Raw genomic sequence first — 20,384 nt, forward strand, 5'->3', positions numbered from 1 at the left:
TCACCCTTGGTAAAATAGGGGGTAATGGCTACATTTGAGCCGAAAATTTTGTAAGAATACAATCTGAAATTTCATTTTAATGGATTCTGCTACTACGCTTACAAGTCTGATAATTTTACTTCCTCTCTTGGGGTTTATTGTTAATGGACTTATTGGATTAAGTTCACAATCATTTCGTAAACAAAAAGCCCTGATTGGCACTATTGCTAACCTGGCAGTGTTCATTCCCTTTGCGATTGCGGTTTACTTTTTTGTAAACATGGGCCAAGATTCAGCGCCGATATTTGTTGAGCTTTTTACCTGGATAGAAACTGGCTCATTTAGCGTAGATATTGCATATCAGATCGATCAGCTATCACTTTTGATGACGCTTGTTGTAACCGGCGTTGGATTTCTGATACACCTTTATTCGATTGGTTACATGTGGGCAGATGAAGGATACTGGAAGTTCTTTGCCTATCTGAACCTGTTTATTTTTGCCATGCTCAATCTCGTGATGGCAGATAACCTTCTGCTGTTGTTTTTGGGATGGGAAGGTGTCGGACTTTGTTCTTATCTGTTAATCGGTTTCTGGTATTCTGATATTGCAAATTCAGCGGCCGGTAGTAAGGCTTTTTGGTATAACAGGGTGGGCGATTTTGCTTTTCTGATAGCTATGTTTTTGACCTTTCAGTATATCGGCAGCCTTGATTTCAGCCAGATCCTGAATAATCTCGATGCCATTCCTGCTGACGGCAAGTTCTGGATCGGTATGTTGATGTTTATCGGTGCCACGGGGAAGAGTGCACAAATTCCGCTTTTTGTCTGGTTGCCCGATGCCATGGCCGGACCGACACCTGTTTCTGCACTTATTCACGCGGCTACAATGGTGACTTCAGGTATCTACCTGATTTCCCGTATGTCGCCGATGTTTGCAATGTCTCCGGAAATCATGATGATTATAGCAGTCATTGGTGCACTGACCGCGCTCGTTGCTGCTACTATTGCAATAACCCAAAATGATATCAAGCGGGTGCTGGCGTACTCAACCGTTTCTCAGTTGGGATATATGTTCCTGGCATTGGGGTCTGGAGCTTTTACGGCCGCTATGTTTCATGTGGTAACACACGCATTTTTTAAAGCTTTGCTCTTCCTGGGGTCGGGGTCCGTCATCCATGCTATGGAACATGTTGAGCACGGTCTTCATGAAGAAGGTAAGGATGTGCATTTTGATCCGCAGGATATGCGCTTTATGGGCGGACTCAAAGAATATATGCCAAGCACCTACAAAACGTTTTTAATTGCTACTATAGCTATCGCCGGAATTCCACCGCTGGCCGGATTCTTTTCAAAGGATGAGATCTTAGCATTTACCTTTAATGCCGGGTTCGGCGAATTTGCCGGTTCTCTCTACATTTTATTATGGGTAGTAGGAATATTAACTGCTTTCATGACGGCATTTTATATGTTCCGTCTCACGTTCGGTACTTTTAACGGCGAATTTAAACTGCCCGAAAAAATTAGTGAAGCCAGTGGAGCAGAAAAGTATCTGCACGAAAGCCCAAAAACGATGACGATCCCACTTTGGACGCTCGGCGGGCTGTCTGTTGTAGGCGGATTTCTAGGAGTCCCCAATTTTTTGCTGGCCACATTTACACACCAGGAAGAGCATATAAACCTCTTGCACAACTGGCTGTATAGTGTCACGGTTGATGTTGGACTCACCCTCTCGCATGCTACAGAGTGGATATTAATGGCTTTTTCAATTGTAGTTGCATTAAGTGGAGTCTATATGGCTTATAAGATGTACAGCAGCGGCGCAACCGAAGAATCCGATGAAAAACTTGCGATGCGGTTTGGTGCATTGTATGAAACGTGGAGTGAGAAGTACAACCTCGATGAATTTTACGAAGGACTTTTGGTACATCCTCTTGTCAGGTTTTCTGACAAAGGACTTGCAAAATTTGATATGAAAATTGTGGATGGCATAGTGAATACAATTGGCGGTGTAGTCCGGCTTTTTGGTAGTGTATTCCGATATGTTCAAACCGGAGTTACCAGCAGTTATGCACTGGCACTTGTGCTCGGCGTTATCCTCGTACTAAGCATGTTGATCCTGTAAAAAAGAATTGATAATGGAGTTACTATTAAATTTAGTTATTTATTTACCACTTCTGGGAATTGCCGGAATTCTGGCAGTTCGAAATGACAGGGCTAAGAAGTGGATTAGCCTGGTTGTAACAACAGCAACATTTTTACTATCGCTGCCCCTGTTATTTAGTTTTGATATTGCCAACTCCTCCACGGCCCAATATCTGACAGAGGGGCTTCCCATCATGAACGGGTACGATATAAAGTACCTGATCGGTCTCGATGGATTGAGCCTGCTACTTTTTATGCTTACCACGCTATTTGGCCCGATTGTGGTTTTATCATCATGGGATTCGGTGAAAAAGCATCTGGCCGGTTATTATTCCATGCTGATGCTTATGCAGACTGCTTCGATGGGAGTTTTTGCCTCGCTTGATATGGTCGTCTTTTATGTCTTTTTCGAGCTGTCGCTTATCCCCATGTATTTCCTCATTGGAATTTGGGGTGGCAAGGATCGGATCCATGCCACTGTAAAGTTTTTTGTTTATACGCTGGTCGGTTCGCTAATTATGCTGGTTGGTTTGATTTATACGGGATTCGATGCCGGTAGCTTTATGGAAGGATATCAATTTACAGCCGACTGGCGATTCCTGTCCGGGGCAGAATATCAGGTGGGGTTAGTTGAGCAGACATATCTGTTTCTGTCCTTTGCGCTTGCATTCTGCATCAAGGTGCCGCTGTTCCCATTTCACACCTGGCTGCCTTATGCTCACACCGAGGCACCGACAGCAGGTTCTGTAGTGCTTGCTGCCGTTATGCTGAAGATGGGGACATACGGACTGCTTCGCTTCTGTCTGCCGCTTTTCCCCAACGCCTTCACCGAGTTTGCTCCATATCTGGCAATATTGGCCATCATCGGAATAATTTACGGCGCGCTGGTGGCGATGGTACAGAAAGATGTAAAAAAACTGGTGGCCTATTCTTCCGTAAGTCACCTCGGTTTTGTTGTATTGGGATTATTTGCCTTTAACACCATTGCTGTGCAGGGCGCTCTTATTCAGATGATTAATCACGGACTTTCGACAGGTGCATTATTCCTTATCGTTGGAATGATCTATGATCGTACTCATACGAGGGATATCAAAGACTACGGTGGAATTGCGAAGGTGGTGCCTGTTTTCGCTGTGATGTTTATGATCGCAACACTAGCTTCGATTGGACTACCGGGGCTGAATGGATTTATAGGAGAGTTTCTGATTTTGAATGGCACGTTTAACTCCGAGATACTTCCGCAAAATGCCTATGTCGTATTTGCTGCACTGGGAGTTATTTTAGCAGCTGTTTATATGCTGTGGATGTATCAGCGGGTGATGTTTGGTCCGATAAAACATGAGGAAAATAAAAAGCTGATCGATCTCAACTTCCGTGAAGTTGGACTGTTGGTACCATTGGTTATTTTTATGATCTGGATTGGAATTCGTCCGGTCGATTTCACACAGTTCTCGGAGCAACAAGTTCAGGAATTACTGCAGTCATCCGAAGAAAAACGGACAGCTATAAAACAATCTGCCCATAATCAGGAACTTCCTCAATGGGCAACTACTTTGTATGATGTTACCGATGAATTAGCATCGAAAACTCAAAACAAGTAATACAATGGCTGAACCATTATCCGAAGATAAAATTGCAGAAGAGCTCCAGGGCCTGTCTGGCTGGGAGCACGATGAGGACAAAATAAAGAAAGAATTTAGCTTCGATGATTTCCGCGATGCAATGACATTTTTAAACCGCATCGCCTTTGAAGCGGAAGATCAGGTGCATCATCCTGAAATTTTTAATGTATATAACACGGTGAAGATAGCGCTCAGCACGCATGATGCGGGCGGCAAGGTCACCGAAAAAGATATCAAGCTCGCAAAAACTATAGAGTCTCTGTATAACGAATAATTTGCATGGATTACTTACACGACCTAAATGCTTTTTTACCCGGGGTCATTGTTGGCGTTGCCGGGCTCATTGCTATTTTAATTGATTCGTACAAGGACGACCATGATGCTATTTATGGTCTGTCGGTGTTTTCATTGCTGGCCGGACTTGTACTTTCTGTCATGGATATGTTTGGCCCTGTGGGAGAGGCCTTTTCGGGAATGATAACCTACGGTGGCGTTGCCGCATTTGGCAACACCATCGTCTTGTTCGGATCCTTATTTTGCGTATTGATATCACGGGAATATCTCAGCGCAATCGATCACGAATTTGGAGAAGTATATGCCATGATGCTTTTTGCCACGGCCGGTATGCTGGGCCTGGCAAGTGCCAATAATCTTATCATGATCTTTATCGGCATTGAAACGATGTCGATATGCCTCTATGTGTTGGCAGGCTTAATAAAAGAGCGAAAGACCGGGGCAGAGGCTTCGCTTAAATACTTTTTGTTGGGTGCCTTTTCAACAGGTTTTCTGTTATATGGGATGGCTCTGCTCTATGGAGCTACCGGCACATTATATTTACCAGAGATAGCAGAAGCCGCCAGCTCAGGTTTACTCTTCATTGCTGGAGGAGCCCTGTTATTAACAGGATTCTTTTTTAAAGTTTCGGTTGTCCCTTTTCACATGTGGACACCCGATGTTTACCAGGGCACGCCTACCACTATTACCGCATACATGGCTACGGCCTCAAAATCAGCTGCTTTTGTGGCCCTCATATTAGTACTTTCAAAAATGATTCCCGCCGATACTGCTGATTGGGCCGAAGTCATTGAGGTAATTGCAATACTTACAATGATTCTTGGTAATATTATTGCACTGGTTCAGGATAATATTAAACGCATGCTGGCATATTCGAGTATTGCTCATGCGGGATATCTACTGGTTGGTCTGGCAGCGGGGACTCCCGAAGGATATAGTGCCGTTCTTTTCTACCTGTTGGCTTACACAATAATGAATATTGGAGCATTTGGTGTAGTGGCTTATTACGAGCGCCAGCAGGGTCTCGACTTTACGGATGTAAACAACTATGCCGGTCTCGGTTTCAAACGTCCTATTATGGGAGTCATGCTTTCCTTTTTCCTTTTTTCATTAGCAGGAATACCGCCGTTTGTCGGATTCATCGGTAAGTATATGGTCTTTGCGGCCGCCATTGACGCCGGATTTATTGCACTGGCCATAATCGGTATACTGGCAAGTGCCGCAAGTGTATATTACTACCTGCGTCCGATGGTCTATATGTATTTCTGGGAAGCACAGAAAGATGTCCCACTTGTTAAGTCCGGATTAGTATTTCGCTCCACGTTGATCATTCTGGCAATAATGACAGTCTATTTTGGAATAGCATTCGGAGATATACATAATCTGATTACCTCTTATTACACCGGAGACTGGGTAACTTACCTGGGACAGTAAGAACTGAACTATTTCGCATATCCTGTTGGAAAGATCTTCACCTTTGACCTCTATAATCTTTCAGTAGAATCCTGCTATTGTCCTAAATAACCGGATTTTGCTTTCGTTTTGATGAAATAAGTCGCTTGTTTCACCTTCCTTTTACCCTTCGGATAGTGTAGAATATTACTTACTCTTTTAAAGAAGAACAGTTAATATTTTTACACTAAAGAAATTGTAGTAAAGGTAAAATAGTTTAATTTTTATAGAGGTAATTGGGATGTTAAGGGTTTAGTTAAATTGGGATGGGTTCAAATACACCTGATATTGACGATGATTTTGAAACTATCAATTGGAAGGGTAGTCAAAAAGAGTTTAAAAAACTTTTTTTGAAATATTATGCCCCACTATCCAATTTTGCTTATTCCTACGTCAAGAGCAAGCATGGTGCAGAAGAAGTTGTTCAGGAAGTTTTTGCTAATATTTGGGAAAATAAATATGAACTGGATCCCTCCAAAAATATCCGGTCATACTTATACCAATCGGTTAAAAACAAAGCGCTGGATTATTTAGATAAAGTAAAAACAGAAGATAAATACTTAGCTGAATTCGAATACCTATCTGATCAAAAGGTTTACCAACAGACAGTTAAAGTTCAGCAGTCTGATTTTGAAAAGAGAGTCAGACAAGAAATTAATAATCTGCCCGATGGAGCAAAAAAGATATATAAATTAAGCCGAAGAGATGGGTTAACCTACAAGGAAATAGCTGATGTTTTGGATATATCTGTTAAGACTGTAGAATCACAAATGAGCAGAGCTCTTCGTATTCTAAGAAAGCAACTTTCCTAATTTTCGTTTTAACTGCCTTTCCTTACAGTTTTTCAAAAAAATTACAGGGTACCCTCTTTGGCAATCGTACTATAAATAAAGCAAAGCCAAGAATAAATATTTGTTGCAACATGGATTTGAATTTACTCCTGAAATATGTATCGGGTGAATGCACCCTAGAGGAAGAGCTAATAGTTAAAGAATGGCTTAATTCAGATACTAAAAATCAAGCAACAATGGATGAAATTAAAAGGATATGGGAAGTAAAACCTGATAACAATATAAAAATTGATGCTGATAAAGCCTGGACTGATTTTAAAAATGAAATTATTGAAGAAAATAAAGAAGCATATTCTACGAATTATAAAAGCTATCAATCCTCGTCCGGAAGTCAAGTTACAAAGATTCTATACTATGCCGTTACTGCAGCGGCTGTTGTTATCATAGCTTTTCTTTTCGCTGATGAGATGGGTAAAGAGAAAGAACAGATCCAGAATAAACAATTTAATCTTCAGGAAATAGTAACTAAGAAAGGGGAAAAGACTGAACTTAAATTGAGTGATGGTACCAGAGTTATGCTGAACTCCGATAGTCAATTAAATATTCTTCCAAAGTTCTTAGCTGGTTCCAGAGAAGTATGGCTTGAAGGCGAGGCCTATTTTGAAGTAGCCCACAGAGAAGGAAATCCTTTTATCGTCAATTCAAAAAACTCCTCTGTTACCGTATTAGGAACTGAATTTGTTGTCTCTGCTTATCCTGAGAATAACGAAACGACAGTCGCAGTTACTGAAGGTAAAGTAGCAGTCAATTCAAAAGAGGATACATCTACAAAAAAAATAATTGAAAACAATCGATTGGGAAGAATTACAAATGCAAAAAATATAGAAGTCCAAGACATTAATAATCCTCAGGAATACATAGGGTGGACAACAGGTAAGCTCGTGTTTCAAAGCACACCTTTAAAGGATATAGAAACAAAACTTGAACGTTGGTATGATATTTCAATTATGGTCGAAGACTCTGCTCTTTATTCACGGGAATTAACTGCGACATTTAATAAAGAATCGTTGTCAGAAGTATTAAAAATTACTTCTCTTTCTCTAGACATGGCATATAAGAAGGACAAGCGTCAAGTTACATTTTACTTGAGGACAGATACAGGAAGCTAAACCATTAGCTAATTATACTTCTAATTAAATAATCATAGAGGTTACCTATGAACGAGTTGATACCAACAGGTCAACGGCTTAAGAAGAGGATGTATTTATTTACTATAGCTTTGATGTGTGTTATGGTTTTATGTGGCATCACTGCAAGTTTGGGATATACTCAGGATACCGGGAATGAAAATAAAATTCTGGCAAAATCTGATGCAAACCTAAGTCAAAGCATTAAAAAAGCAAATTCTTCTATTGATAAACTTGATAAGAAGATATCTGTAGTATTTGATGATGCATCACTTGAGGAAGCACTTGAAATAGTTGCACAAAAAGCTGGTTTAAAGCTTTCTTATAGTAATTATTTGATTCCTGCAGATAAAAAAATATCGCTGATTTCAAAAGGAAGTACTGTAAATACAGTTCTCTGGGAAATATTGGAGGAGACGGGTCTGCGATACGCTGTATCTGAAAACGGGCAGCTTATTATTTTGAGGATGGAAGGAGATAAAAATACACAGGTCCAAACAGGTACAGTCAGAGGTCAGGTAACCGATGCCAAATCGGGAGAAACACTCCCGGGGGTTAATGTAGTTGTCAAAGGAACATCAGTTGGAACAGCTACCGATGCGAATGGTGAGTATGAAATCACCAATGTTCCTGTCGGAAATCAAACAATCGTAGCAACATTTATTGGCTATCAAGAAAGTACAGAGCAGATAAATGTTCAGGAAGATGAGGTTATAACAGTCAATTTTCAGCTTCAGGCGGGAAGCGTCAGACTTTCTGAAGTAGTGGTAACAGGAACAGGTGGAGAAGTAAGTCGTGAAAAGCTTGGTACCTCCATATCCAGTATTAATACGAATGAGCTTATGGAGAATGTATCGATTAATAGCTTTGACCAGGTTTTAGAGGGACGTGCAGCTGGAATTCGATCTGTACAGACAAGTGGTACGGTGGGTGGCGGAAAAGATTTACGAATCCGAGGTACAAGTAGTTTTACCCTGGGTCAGCGTCCGGCCGTTTATATTGATGGTGTCCGTGTCGATACCAGAGCAACAGAATGGGCCGGAGGAGGTGCCCGATTTAGTCAAGAATTTAGTGGTGGTCAGGGAACAGATCGGCTTTCGGATCTAAGTCCCAATGAGATTAGCAATGTCGAGATTGTAAAAGGGGCTGCGGCTGCTACTTTGTATGGTTCGGATGCTTCGAATGGAGTGATCCAGATTATGACTAACAAGGGGCAGTTTAATAGCGATCCTCAATGGACATTCAGAACGTCGGTTGGAGTTAACAGGCATCGCCCGAACTTCCCCACAAAATTATTTCCCAATTTCGAAGGACCTGATGGATTTCAGGCAAAGGATGCCAATGAAGAATTAATTGAAAATGGCCTTACAACGTCCAATTCCTTAAGTGTACAGGGTGGTGGAGATGATTTTACATATTTCATGTCGGGTTCTTATGCGGTTGAAGAAGGTTCGATAAAACCTAACTGGATGCGGAGAGGAAATCTCAGAGCTAACGTACAATGGAGAGTAGACGATAGATGGAATATATCATTTACATCCGGTTACTCGAGAAATAAAATCCTGGAACAGCAGGCAGGTAATAACTGGAATGCATTATTGGGTAATGCAATTTTGGGAAATCCGCGTGTAGCGACCGAAGATCGACCCTTTGGAGAGCCATGGACTCCTGTAGAGGTAATTCGCAAGATTGAAGCTTATACTGATACCGATCGATATACTGCTGGTCTTACCGTTCGTTTTAATCCGACTCAAGATTTTACACACCGTATAGTTTTTGGACTGGATGCGGTTGGTGAACAGCGGGAGCGTTTACTGCCCTATGGAGAATCTTATACCTATGTTCCAGCGGGAGAACGGAATCTGTTTCACCGAAATTTCAAAAGCTGGACTATTGATTATCTGGGTAATTATAGTTTTTCAATTACGGAAAACATAGATAACGAGCTTTCGTGGGGCGGACAAGGTTTTTGGGAATTTGATCAGATGGTATTTGCCACTGGCCGCGAATTTGCCGGACCCGGGGTCACCACGGTTGGAGGAGGTGCTCAGACCTTAGGTAACGAACAATTTACGGAGGTAGTAAGTGTAGGAGTATATGGGCAAACCCGGTTTTCATTTTTTGACAAGCTGTTTGTTGCCGCCGGTTTAAGAATCGATGGCAATAGTGCTTTCGGTACAAATTACGGACTGCAGCAATATCCCAAAGGTGAAGTTTCATATATGCTTTCTGAGGAAAACTTTATGCCGGATTTATTCAGTTCATTCAAAGTACGTGCAGCTGTAGGTATGGCAGGAATGTCGCCGGGGGCCTTTGATCAGTTCCGAACCTTTTCTCCACAATCTGTCTTGGGAGAGCAAGCAGGAGTAACACCCGCAGCTCCCGGTAATCCGGATCTGGAGCCTGAAAAAAGTTTTGAGATTGAAACTGGTGTTGAAGGAGGGATTTGGGAAGACAGGATATATTTTGATTTCACTTACTTCAGGCAACGAACCCGAGATGCCCTTGTTCCCATTGACCTTCCGCCAAGCCAGGGATTTGCTGAAGCTCAGTTAAGAAATATTGGGGAAATACAAAATATAGGATGGGAGCTTGCCCTTGACCTTATTCCGATCCAAAACCAGAATTTTACCTGGAATACAAATGTAAAAATGAGTGGTGTTGAAAACGAGGTTTTAAATATCGGAGATGTAGATCGTTTTCCGGCAGGTTCAGCTGGAACCGGCGGTGGAACGGGATGGGTAGTTGAAGGTTATCCCGTCGCTGGTGTTTGGGAATATGAGCCCGTTTCCTATGATGCTCAGACACAGACGTGGGAACGAACAGATGATCTGGTTTATAAGGGGTCAACATTTCCGACATTTTCGGGATCAATTGAAAATGTATTTAATTACAAAAGATTCAGATTGGGTATTCAAGTGTCTTCTGAGCTCGGTGCTGTTTTTACAAATGGCAGCAGGCAATATCAATTTAATTTCCAAACAGGGGATGAGTACTTGTCAACTCTTGATGAGAATCAAGAACCGACGGCCGAAAGTGACAAATTATATGAATACTATCGTACTTTTCCTGCAATAGATTCAAGAGATCATATAAAGATTCAGCAGGTTTCTCTTTCTTATACGCTGCCGCCGAGTGCACTTGAGAATTTAGGACTGGGTAGAACAACATTCAGTATAAATGGTAATGAGTTGCACTGGTGGGATGATTCTAATGCACCACATCCCCAAATAAACTACTTGGGAGGTGCGGATTTTGCTCAGGGATCTGGTTTTCTCGCTGTACCACCAGCAAGAAATGTGACCTTTTCCATTAATACCCGTTTTTAATGCTTGAATTTCTAAAAAATTTGTTGGAGGAGTTTATTATGTCATTACAAAGAATGTTCACCATTTTACTGATAAGTTTTGTTTTTCTGCCTTCTTGCAGTGACCTGTTGACAGTGGAAGATCCGCAAAGTTATGCTGATGAAGATCTGGACAGAGAAGAAGCAATCCCGGCCGTGGCTAATGGTGTTTTGGGAGATTTCTATATGTCTATTGATGATTTCATCCTTGTTACTGCTTTGCTTTCGGATGAGTATCAGCATACTGGTACGTGGAATGACTGGGATCAAATTTCAACCGGCAAAATCAGACCGGGTATAGCTAACGGAAGCAGTGATGCTGCATTTGATGATCTGATGTCGGTTCGTTGGGCAGCTGAGGATGCTGAGGAACGAATTGAAGAAGTATTGGGCAGCGAAGCAGAATCAAGTGAATTTTATGTACAAGTAAAGGTTGTTAAAGCCTTCACAAATTTAATTACGGCGATGGGATATGCCGAGGCACCCGGCGAAGCAGGAGGAGCAGCTATTAGAGATTTCGAGCTGGTAGAACTTGCCATCCCCCAGTTTACCGAAGCTATTCAACTGGCGCAAAGTGGAGGATTTACTAGTTGGGAACAATTAGCAACGGCTGGAAGGGCCCGGGCACATTTAATGGTCGAAAATTACTCTCAGGCTCTGACCGATGCTCAAAATATCCCGGATGGATATGTTCATAATGCCGTTTTTTCAGTAAGTACAGGCGATCAGCAAAATAGCATTGTTTCATTAAGTCACTGGGATCATAACAGAGCTGGTGGCTTATATAATGCCTGGTGGGATCAGGTTGATGCTGATGCAGGATATCTTACCGATCCCTATACTGATGAGTTGGATACTCGGGTACCCATTCGATATGAAGATGGAGCGCTTGGGGTCGACGGTAATACTCCACACTATAGCGAAACAAAATACTCCGAGTTAGGAGATGATATAAGGTTGACTCACTGGCAAGAAATGAGGCTGATTGAGGCAGAGGTTTACTATCAGGATGATCAATATACCGATGCTCTGGAACGTATAAATGAGGTTCGCTCGGCAGCCGGTCTTACTGAACATTCTATGCCTTCTGATCAGAGTGAAATCATGGATTATATATTACATGAACGATTTGCAGAAATGTTCTTAGAAGGGCATAGACTAAATGATCTCAACCGTTATAACTTGATTAACGAAATTCTGGGTTCCGGCAGAGCAGTAAAGCTTCCTATCTCTATTAATGAGGTAAATGCGAACTCGAACATTAGCTTTCCCAGAGACGTGCCAGAAACGAGTTAATGGGGTCAGCTTTTTTTAAAAGACAGATGCGGATGACAAAACTCAAATCGGTAATGATACTCCTGCTATCACTGGGTATGATAGCAGGAGTATCATCATTAAAAGCCCAGGTTACCAAATCTGATTATACGAGGGCTGAACGTTTACTGAGTTGGAATACCCGCCACTTGGTAGTAAATGACAAAGTTGATCCTAACTGGCTGGATGATGATACTTTTTGGTACCGTAATCATACGCAAAGCGGTTATCAGTTTAAGTTGGTTGATATAGAAGATCGCAGTATAAGCTCGGCTTTTGATCATAACATATTAGCCGCCCAGCTAAGCAGGGCTGCAAGTGATACAAATTATGTAGCCGATCAATTACCTTTCGAGAATATTAATTTTGAAGATGAAGAGTTGATTTCGTTTCGGACGAATGACCAGCGATATTGGGAATATAATATTCGAACCAATGAGCTCGAGGAAAGGGATAATCAGACTGATTCTTCACCTGGTACGGTTCGATCTCCGAATGGAAAATGGGAGGCATTTATTTCTGATCACGATCTATATATCCGCAATACAGATAGTGGAAATGAAATACGGCTTACGGAAGACGGGGAAAAATTTTACAGCTATGGCTTATCTTATCCCAGTCCCAGCACAGTGATTGATGAGCACGTGAGGCGGCCGAATATTAAATGGTCTCCAGATTCAAAATATATTGTTGTTCGTCGTGTAGATGAAAGGGAGGTCGGACATATGCACTATATTTCTCACATCCACCAACGCCCACGGCATTACTCTCAACCCTATCCGCTGCCCGGGGATTCAATTGTACCTGAACCATATATCCATCTTATAGATATAGAGGAACAAAACAATATACAGGTTGAGCTAACCCCTAAACCGAATCAGCTATCTATTGGTCCGGAATCTTATTCGGGAAATGCTGTAGGAAATGCGTGGGGATCAAATTCAGAATATGTATATGTTGATTGGTTGACCCGTGCCAGCAAAAGTGCTTATCTGGCAAAGATTGAGGCTTCAACAGGAAACGTCACTAAGCTGGCAAAAGATACCAGCCGGACATATGTAGAAATGGGACAACGAGAACCTAAAAGTTGGGTTGTCACCAACGACGGGCAGGATGTTTTTTGGTGGTCAGAAAGAGATGGGTGGGCTCATATTTACCGGTTCGGTCCGGATGGTACATTAAAAAATAAGGTAACTGGTGGTAATTGGGCGGTTGGATCAATTAAATATATCGATGAAGAAAACAGGAGAATCTATTTTTCTGCTCGCGGCAAAGAGACCGGCGATAATCCATATTATGCTCATCTGTATAGTATTAACTATGACGGATCTGAATTCACATTACTGACGCCTGAGTTTGCAAATCATAAGGTGGATTTTTCTCCGAGCGGCCAGTTTTTTGTTGATACGTACTCTACTATTGGCAGTCCGCCGGTATCGGTCTTGCGATCTTCAGAAGACGGAGAAATTATGATGGAAATTGAGCAGGCAGATGCCACGGCATTAAAAGATGTCGGCTGGAAAGCGCCCGGAATTTTTACCGTGAAAGCCAGAGATGGGATAACTGATTTATACGGGCTTATCTATTTTCCGCCAAATTATGATCCGGATAAAAAATACCCGGTTATCGATCACATATATCCGGGCCCCCAGTTTGGAGGAGTTGGTAACTGGGAATTCAAAGGTGGGGGACATGATTATGCCGATGAACAACTTACATATATCGGTGGTGAGCCTTTTGCATTGGCACAGCTGGGATTTATAGTTTTTGAACTTGATCATATGGGGACTCCTCACAGGTCTAAACAATTCCACGACACATGGTACGGTAACTTTATCGATAACGGATTGCCCGATCATGTTAAAGCGCTAAAGCAACTGGCCTCTCGTTATCCGGCTATTGATTTGGAAAGGGTGGGCATTTATGGTCATTCCGGCGGGGGATTTGCCACTACGGATGCCCTGTTGCGCTATCCCGATACTTTTCATGTTGGTGTGGCCGGTGCAGGTAATCATGACAACAGAAGTTACAATATCTACTGGGCGGAAAAATACCAGGGATTAATGAAGGAGGATGAAAAGACAGGGAGAGACAATTTTTATAAATCGGCTAATAAAACCTATGCCGAAAATCTAGAAGGAGAATTGCTGTTGTTTCACGGAGATATGGATGACAATGTACATCCTGCGATGACCATTCAGTTGGTGGATGAATTAATGAAGGCCAATAAAGATTTTGATCTGATTATTGCTCCCGAACGTCGCCACAGTTTACACGAACCTTATTTTATCCGAAAACACTGGGATTTTTTCGTAGAGCATTTATTAGAAATAACTCCACCAAAAGAATATAATATTTCCATTCCTGCAGTTGAATAAATAATAATGATATTAATCCTTTCACAAGGACTCATAACATGAATAATTATAAGCTCTTTCTATGTCTAGTAGCTACAATAATAATAGGTCTGACAAGCATAACTGAGGCCCAGGTAACAAAGTCAGATTACGCTCGCGCGGAATCATTCATAGGTTGGAACGCTGAAAAACTCATAGATAATTTACCTGGTTCAGTAAACTGGATTGAAGATGATGAAAATGATCGTTTTTGGTATAAAAATAGAAAAGGTGAAGGGTTTGAGTATGTTTTGGTAGATCCCGTAAATCAAATAAGAAATAAAGCTTTTGATCATGATGATTTGGCTGCCGATTTATCAAAAGCTACCGACAGCGCGTTTGTTCATGATAAACTGGATCTTCAGGATTTAAGATTTGAGGAAGATACAAACATCATCCGTTTTTGGCTCGACGAGAAAGAAAGATGGACTTATAACAGCACGACCGGAGAGCTGACGGGACCGGAAGAGATAGAAAAAGAATCGGTGGATGAAATAGAATCTCCCGATAAAGAATGGGTGGCATTTTCCAGGGATGAAAACCTCTGGATTAGAAACAGATCTTCAGGAGAGGAGCGGCAGCTTAGCAGCGACGGAAAAAAAGATTTCGGATATGCCGTTAACCCCGAAGGCTGTTGTTCCGAAATCACTAACCGCAGAAATGATGAAAAAGAAAAGCCCATACTATTGTGGGGACCTGAATCTAACAAAATTGCTACGCTAAAACTGGATGAACGGGAGGTGAAAGAGTTACATCTGCTGGAAACAGAAGAAGGACGACCTGAGCTTCACAGTTATAAATATGCATTACCGGGAGATTCCGTGGTCCCGGAATATAGTTTACATCTGTTCGATATCGAGACTGGAGAACAGATCGAAATAAATCATGATCCTCAAGAGATGGTTAATACATCTTGCTGCGGTATTGTTGCGGATGATAAATGGAAAGATGTCCAATGGGGGGAAGAGGGCGAAACATTTTATTTTACAGCTGGCGACAGAAGTTTTGATGAGTTTTCTTTATTTGAAGCTGATGTGTCTGATGGTGAGGTGCGGAAAGTAACAACGGAGAAACAATCCAGCTTTGTGGAATTTAATCTACTGTCTGGTGGTCAACCAAATTGGAAAGTATTAGCTAACGGTCATGAAGCGATCTGGTTTTCAGAGCGGTCTGGCTGGGGACATCTTTATTTATTGGATATGAGTTCCGGGCAGGTTAAACATCCCATAACACAGGGTCCCTGGGCCGTATTGGATATCAAACATATAGATGAGCAAGGCCAGTGGGTTTATTTCACGGCAATGGGCAAAGAACAGGATATCAATTATTATTACAGGCAGTTTTATCGCGTATCATTTGATGGTTCCCGGATCGAGCGGCTAACGCCTGAAGATACAGACCACCAAATTAATATGGCATCGTCAGGTGAATATTTTGTGGATTTTTCTTCCACCCGACAAAGAGCTCCAGAGGTAACCTTGAGATCTCCGGATGGAAGTAACCTGCTAACACTTGAGGAAACTGATATTAGCAGATTGCGTGCGAATAACTGGCCTTTTCCGCAATCCGTAAAAGTAAAAGCACGTGATGGTCAGACAGATTTGTATGGTTATGTTTATAAGCCGTCAAATTTTGACAGTACAAAAAAATATCCGGTTATCAATTATATTTATCCCGGTCCGCAGATCGGTTCTGTTGGATTTAGAAATTTTACGGTATCTCCACGCGGCAATGCCCAGGCCCTGGCGGAACTTGGATTTATTGTTTTGCAAATTGATGCTTTTGGGTCTCCATTCAGATCCAAAAATTTTCATGACTATTGGTATGGCAATATGGGGGATAATGGAATTGCTGATCATGTACATGCAATAAAACAGCTTAGTGTGGATATTCCACAAGTAGATCTCGAGAGGGTTGGGATTTTTGGTCATTCAGGTGGAGGTTTTTCATCGACGGGAGCCATATTGAGGTATCCTAATTTTTTTAAGGTTGCTGTTTCATCGGCAGGAAACCATGACAACAGAAGTTATAACTATACCTGGGGAGAAAAATATCAGGGCCTGAAAAAAGATAATCCTGATGGATCGGATAATTTTGATAGTCAGGCAAATCACCTGTTAGCTTCAGAATTGCAGGGGCAGTTACTCCTTATGTATGGTACGCTGGATGACAATGTACACCCCAACGCTAACCTTCTGTTGATTGATGAACTGATAAAACATAACAAACAGTTTGATTTACTGGTTTTGCCAAATCGGAATCATGGATTTTTTAATGAACCATATGTAATTAAAAAAAAGATGGGACTATTTTGTAGAGCATTTACTGGACCAACAACCGCCATCTGACTTTAATATTAAGCCGCCTTCAGAATCAAATTAGGAACTTCGTAAGGGAAACCAGAAGTCATCGAAAAAAAATATCATATAACCTGATCCAGAAATGATAATGATTTGGAAATTTTACGTTGTGGTTTGTCGGCAAAAAGCCTATTTTTGCGTGCCTGCTGGCGGGTGAAAGTCACCACGTCGGCTGTTCAATGATGAACAACCAAAGGAAACCATATCTCATGAGCAGAAATTATTACGAGCTAACATATATAATTACGCCCGTCTTAGAAGATGACGAGCATGAAGAAATTGTAGAGAAATTCACCAGTTTCATCCGCGAAAATGGTGGAGAGATCGATGAAGTTGATGAATGGGGAATCCGGAAGTTTGAGTATGAAATGGAGGGTAAATCAAGCGGTTATTATGTTAACGCTTATTTCACCGCTCCCGGCGAACTCATTGAAAAGCTGGAACGCGCCCTCCGTATCGATGATCATATTATGCGCTATATGACATTGAAGTATGACGCAAAAATGATGCGTCATCGCGAACTTCAGCGGAAAAATGCCGTTCCACAAGTCTTCGTTGAAGAGGAAGATGAACAAGAAGAAGACGAAGATTAATCCATCTCTATAAAACAAAAGATTTTACATTATGATTAAGAATCCATCACATCCGAAGAAGGGACATATAAAAAAGCGTGAATGCAAATTCACCAAAGCTGGTATAGAATATATCGACTATAAAGATACTGATTTGCTGCAGCGCTTCATGAACGATCAAGGCAAGATCTTGCCTCGTCGTGTAACCGGAACAAGTGCTAAGTATCAGCGTCAATTGTCTCGTGCCATTAAAAGAGCACGTTTCCTTGGCTTAGTACCTTATGTAGCAGATAACCTTCGATAAAAAATATTTTTTTCTTATGGCTAACAAGTACATGAAGTTAATTTTAAGAGAAGATGTCGATAAACTGGGTGAATCCGGCGACATTGTAGAAGTAAAAGCCGGTTACGGCAGAAATTACCTGATTCCCCAAGGCAAGGCTATGATGGCTACCGAGGGTGCGCTAAAGCAAATGGAGCGCATGAAAGAAAAAGCCGAACGTCGTGCAGAGCTGACGGTCGAGCGTGCACAGGATATGGCAGAGCGTCTTGAAACGACATCGGTTACCATTCCTGTTGAAGTGGGTGAAGACGAGCGTATCCATGGATCCGTAACGACACAGGATATTGCAGATGCATTGGCCGAACGCGATATTAATATTGACAAGCGTAAGATTACACTAGACCAAGACATCAAAACGTTAGGTGAATACACCGCTACTGTAAACCTGATTAGCGAAATAAAAGCAGAAATTAAGGTTTGGGTAGTTAAGGAGTAAATGTATATGATATAACTCTTACCACCTGCTATGAAATCATCGTCAAAAATATTGATGGGGATCATCGTCATGATGTTATCCCCATTTTTTGTTCAGGGTCAAGTGATGGATCCTGTAACCTATACGGTAGATGAAGCTCCGGAGCAGGTTAAAGCCGGAGAAGTTTTTGAGATAACCATCAAAGCTACCATAGATGGCAACTGGCATCTATATTCGATTGCCAATGATCCCGATGCCGGTCCATATCCTACCCAGTTTTCTTCGGCCAATCCCAAAATGGCTATTGCCGGTGATATAAAAGAGAGTGAGCCCTCCATAGAGATGGATCCCAATTTTAATGCAGAGCTTGGATGGCATAGTAAGGAGGCTACATTCACTATTCCACTTGCTTTTCAGGATGATACAGAAAGCAGTTCTATGATCGACATAGAGGTGCTTTATCAGGTTTGTGATGACAAATCGTGCTTACCTCCCAAAACAAAATCAATAACTCATTCAGTAGAAATAAGCGGGGCCTCTGAGAATCCATATCAGGATTTCGATGAAACTGCAGAAGAGCCTCAATCTGCTGATGGTGATCAGGCTGCACCTTCAGAATCACCCAGTGAAACAAATGAGTCTTCCGAAGAAGCCCAGGTACAGAGCAGTGGTATAGGTGGAGCTGGTATTTTTTCTTTTCTATGGATCGCTCTCACAGCGGGATTTGCCGCATTGCTCACGCCCTGTGTATTTCCGATGATTCCGTTAACTGTTTCCTTTTTCTCAAAACAGAAGGAAGGCCAGGGGGGTAAGGCCATCGGTCAGGCGCTGGGATTCGGCATCGCAATTGTTGTCACATTTACTATTATCGGAGCGTTGTTAGCCCTGTTTATAGGAGCATCCGGAGCCAATCAGTTTGCCGCTAATCCATGGGTGAATCTTTTTATCGCCCTTATGCTTATAGTTTTCGCAGTTAGCCTGTTGGGAGCATTCGAGCTTCGCCTGCCACACCAGTTAACAAATTGGCTTAACCAGAAGAGTAACGAGAGTTCAGGTTTTCTGGGCATTCTGTTTATGGCTCTGACAATCAGTGCCGTCTCATTTTCCTGTACGGCTCCATTTGTGGGCGGAGTTTTAGCGGCTACTGCAGGGGGCGAATGGTTTTATCCTATTATTGGAATGGCCGGATTTTCAGCAGCTTTTGCCAGTCCCTTTGTGATCTTTGCATTATTTCCCCGTTGGCTCGAATCACTGCCGCAGAGCGGATCATGGATGAATATTGTAAAAGTTTTATTGGGATTTATCGAATTGGCGGCTGCTGTTAAGTTCTTGTCCAATGCAGATCTTGTATGGCAATGGGGTCTTATCTCCCGGCCATTTGCTATTGCTACATGGATTGCAATCTTCTTGCTTGCAGGTTTTTACATTCTTGGTCTGTATTCAATAAACGAGGATACCAAGCCCCAAAAAATCGGAACGGGCAGGTTAATGCTGGCCATGCCTTTTCTCTTGTTCAGCTTTTATTTAATACCAGGATTAATGGGAGCATCACTCGGTATTTGGGACTCTTGGCTGCCGCCCAAACAGGCTACGGATGTAAGCATTGTCCGAACCCTCGCACAGGAAGGGGGGAGTGGCAGTAGTACCCTCGAAGGCGAAAACTGGTCGAGTAATTATGAAGAAGCAAAAGCCATTGCTGAAAAAGAAAATAAACCGGTTTTTATTGACTTCACAGGCTATACATGTACCAATTGCCGGGCCATGGAAGCAAATGTTTTTCCACTTGAAGAAGTCCAAAAACGATTTGCAAAAATGCAACAAGTGCGTTTATATACGGATGATGGAACTGAGGGTCCGCAGAATCAAAAATTTCAGTTTGAGTTAACAGGTACTGTTGCATTACCAACTTATGTCATTGTGAATCCTCATACCGAAGAAGTACTTGAACAATTAGTTGGATATGCGGACAAAACGGAGTTTCAGCAGTTTCTGGATTCAGGGATCCAGCGGTTTGGTAAAATAGATAGCAAGTTCCAGGCTGGAATAAATTGAATAAATAGTGTAACGATTAGTAAAAAACTATTAAAAGGGCACTAATCGATAAAAGGTAATTCTTATCCTTTGACATTTAAGATAAAATGATCTATCATTTTGAATCTTTAAAAGCCCTT

14 protein-coding genes are annotated in these 20,384 nt (G+C 41.9%); all 14 read left to right on the forward strand.

What is annotated here, in order from left to right; genetic code table 11:
* The first annotated feature begins 79 nt into the window (after window positions 1–79).
* On the forward strand, window positions 80–2,101 hold the full coding sequence (gene nuoL, locus ACT3ID_RS04435; RefSeq protein WP_491540781.1) for an NADH-quinone oxidoreductase subunit L: 2,022 nt from the start codon (window positions 80–82) through the stop codon (window positions 2,099–2,101).
* 13 nt (window positions 2,102–2,114) lie between these two features.
* Window positions 2,115–3,722, forward strand: coding sequence for a complex I subunit 4 family protein (locus ACT3ID_RS04440; protein WP_491540782.1), 1,608 nt, complete (start codon window positions 2,115–2,117; stop codon window positions 3,720–3,722).
* 4 nt (window positions 3,723–3,726) lie between these two features.
* On the forward strand, window positions 3,727–4,017 hold the full coding sequence (locus ACT3ID_RS04445) for a 4a-hydroxytetrahydrobiopterin dehydratase (RefSeq protein ID WP_491540783.1): 291 nt from the start codon (window positions 3,727–3,729) through the stop codon (window positions 4,015–4,017).
* Window positions 4,018–4,022: 5 nt separating this feature from the next.
* Window positions 4,023–5,471 carry an NADH-quinone oxidoreductase subunit N gene (locus ACT3ID_RS04450; RefSeq protein WP_491540784.1) on the forward strand — a complete coding sequence of 483 codons (1,449 nt, stop codon included), beginning with the start codon at window positions 4,023–4,025 and terminating at the stop codon, window positions 5,469–5,471.
* 284 nt (window positions 5,472–5,755) lie between these two features.
* Window positions 5,756–6,301 (forward strand): RNA polymerase sigma-70 factor, encoded by a 546-nt coding sequence (locus ACT3ID_RS04455; RefSeq protein ID WP_491540785.1) that lies wholly within the window; start codon window positions 5,756–5,758, stop codon window positions 6,299–6,301.
* Between the two features lie 110 nt (window positions 6,302–6,411).
* Entirely contained in the window at window positions 6,412–7,449 is a 1,038-nt protein-coding gene (locus ACT3ID_RS04460; protein WP_491540786.1) for a FecR family protein, read from the forward strand.
* 47 nt (window positions 7,450–7,496) lie between these two features.
* Window positions 7,497–10,796 carry a TonB-dependent receptor domain-containing protein gene (locus ACT3ID_RS04465; RefSeq protein WP_491540787.1) on the forward strand — a complete coding sequence of 1,100 codons (3,300 nt, stop codon included), beginning with the start codon at window positions 7,497–7,499 and terminating at the stop codon, window positions 10,794–10,796.
* Window positions 10,797–10,834: 38 nt separating this feature from the next.
* A complete protein-coding gene (locus ACT3ID_RS04470; RefSeq protein ID WP_491540788.1) occupies window positions 10,835–12,109 on the forward strand; it encodes a RagB/SusD family nutrient uptake outer membrane protein in 1,275 nt (424 codons plus the stop codon).
* Between the two features lie 32 nt (window positions 12,110–12,141).
* On the forward strand, window positions 12,142–14,505 hold the full coding sequence (locus ACT3ID_RS04475) for a S9 family peptidase (RefSeq protein ID WP_491540789.1): 2,364 nt from the start codon (window positions 12,142–12,144) through the stop codon (window positions 14,503–14,505).
* A 38-nt stretch (window positions 14,506–14,543) separates the two neighbouring features.
* Window positions 14,544–16,871, forward strand: a complete 2,328-nt coding sequence (locus ACT3ID_RS04480) for a S9 family peptidase (RefSeq protein WP_491540790.1) — start codon at window positions 14,544–14,546, stop codon at window positions 16,869–16,871.
* 221 nt (window positions 16,872–17,092) lie between these two features.
* Entirely contained in the window at window positions 17,093–17,476 is a 384-nt protein-coding gene (gene rpsF, locus ACT3ID_RS04485; RefSeq protein ID WP_491540791.1) for a 30S ribosomal protein S6, read from the forward strand.
* A gap of 31 nt (window positions 17,477–17,507) precedes the next feature.
* A complete protein-coding gene (gene rpsR / locus ACT3ID_RS04490) occupies window positions 17,508–17,759 on the forward strand; it encodes a 30S ribosomal protein S18 (RefSeq protein WP_491540792.1) in 252 nt (83 codons plus the stop codon).
* 31 nt (window positions 17,760–17,790) lie between these two features.
* Complete coding sequence (gene rplI, locus ACT3ID_RS04495; protein WP_491541105.1) at window positions 17,791–18,234, forward strand: 50S ribosomal protein L9; 444 nt, start codon at window positions 17,791–17,793, stop codon at window positions 18,232–18,234.
* 30 nt (window positions 18,235–18,264) lie between these two features.
* Window positions 18,265–20,265 (forward strand): protein-disulfide reductase DsbD family protein, encoded by a 2,001-nt coding sequence (locus ACT3ID_RS04500; RefSeq protein WP_491540793.1) that lies wholly within the window; start codon window positions 18,265–18,267, stop codon window positions 20,263–20,265.
* Window positions 20,266–20,384 lie beyond the last annotated feature (119 nt).

It is taken from the genome of Fodinibius sp. GM108, from assembly GCF_058386985.1.

Bases quoted from the DNA above. Each gene is read 5' to 3' on its own strand.
- nuoL (WP_491540781.1), top strand. From the start codon at position 80: ATGGATTCTGCTACTACGCTTACAAGTCTGATAATTTTACTTCCTCTC.
- ACT3ID_RS04440 (WP_491540782.1), top strand. From the start codon at position 2,115: ATGGAGTTACTATTAAATTTAGTTATTTATTTACCACTTCTGGGAATT.
- ACT3ID_RS04445 (WP_491540783.1), top strand. From the start codon at position 3,727: ATGGCTGAACCATTATCCGAAGATAAAATTGCAGAAGAGCTCCAGGGC.
- ACT3ID_RS04450 (WP_491540784.1), top strand. From the start codon at position 4,023: ATGGATTACTTACACGACCTAAATGCTTTTTTACCCGGGGTCATTGTT.
- ACT3ID_RS04455 (WP_491540785.1), top strand. From the start codon at position 5,756: ATGGGTTCAAATACACCTGATATTGACGATGATTTTGAAACTATCAAT.
- ACT3ID_RS04460 (WP_491540786.1), top strand. From the start codon at position 6,412: ATGGATTTGAATTTACTCCTGAAATATGTATCGGGTGAATGCACCCTA.
- ACT3ID_RS04465 (WP_491540787.1), top strand. From the start codon at position 7,497: ATGAACGAGTTGATACCAACAGGTCAACGGCTTAAGAAGAGGATGTAT.
- ACT3ID_RS04470 (WP_491540788.1), top strand. From the start codon at position 10,835: ATGTCATTACAAAGAATGTTCACCATTTTACTGATAAGTTTTGTTTTT.
- ACT3ID_RS04475 (WP_491540789.1), top strand. From the start codon at position 12,142: ATGACAAAACTCAAATCGGTAATGATACTCCTGCTATCACTGGGTATG.
- ACT3ID_RS04480 (WP_491540790.1), top strand. From the start codon at position 14,544: ATGAATAATTATAAGCTCTTTCTATGTCTAGTAGCTACAATAATAATA.
- rpsF (WP_491540791.1), top strand. From the start codon at position 17,093: ATGAGCAGAAATTATTACGAGCTAACATATATAATTACGCCCGTCTTA.
- rpsR (WP_491540792.1), top strand. From the start codon at position 17,508: ATGATTAAGAATCCATCACATCCGAAGAAGGGACATATAAAAAAGCGT.
- rplI (WP_491541105.1), top strand. From the start codon at position 17,791: ATGAAGTTAATTTTAAGAGAAGATGTCGATAAACTGGGTGAATCCGGC.
- ACT3ID_RS04500 (WP_491540793.1), top strand. From the start codon at position 18,265: ATGAAATCATCGTCAAAAATATTGATGGGGATCATCGTCATGATGTTA.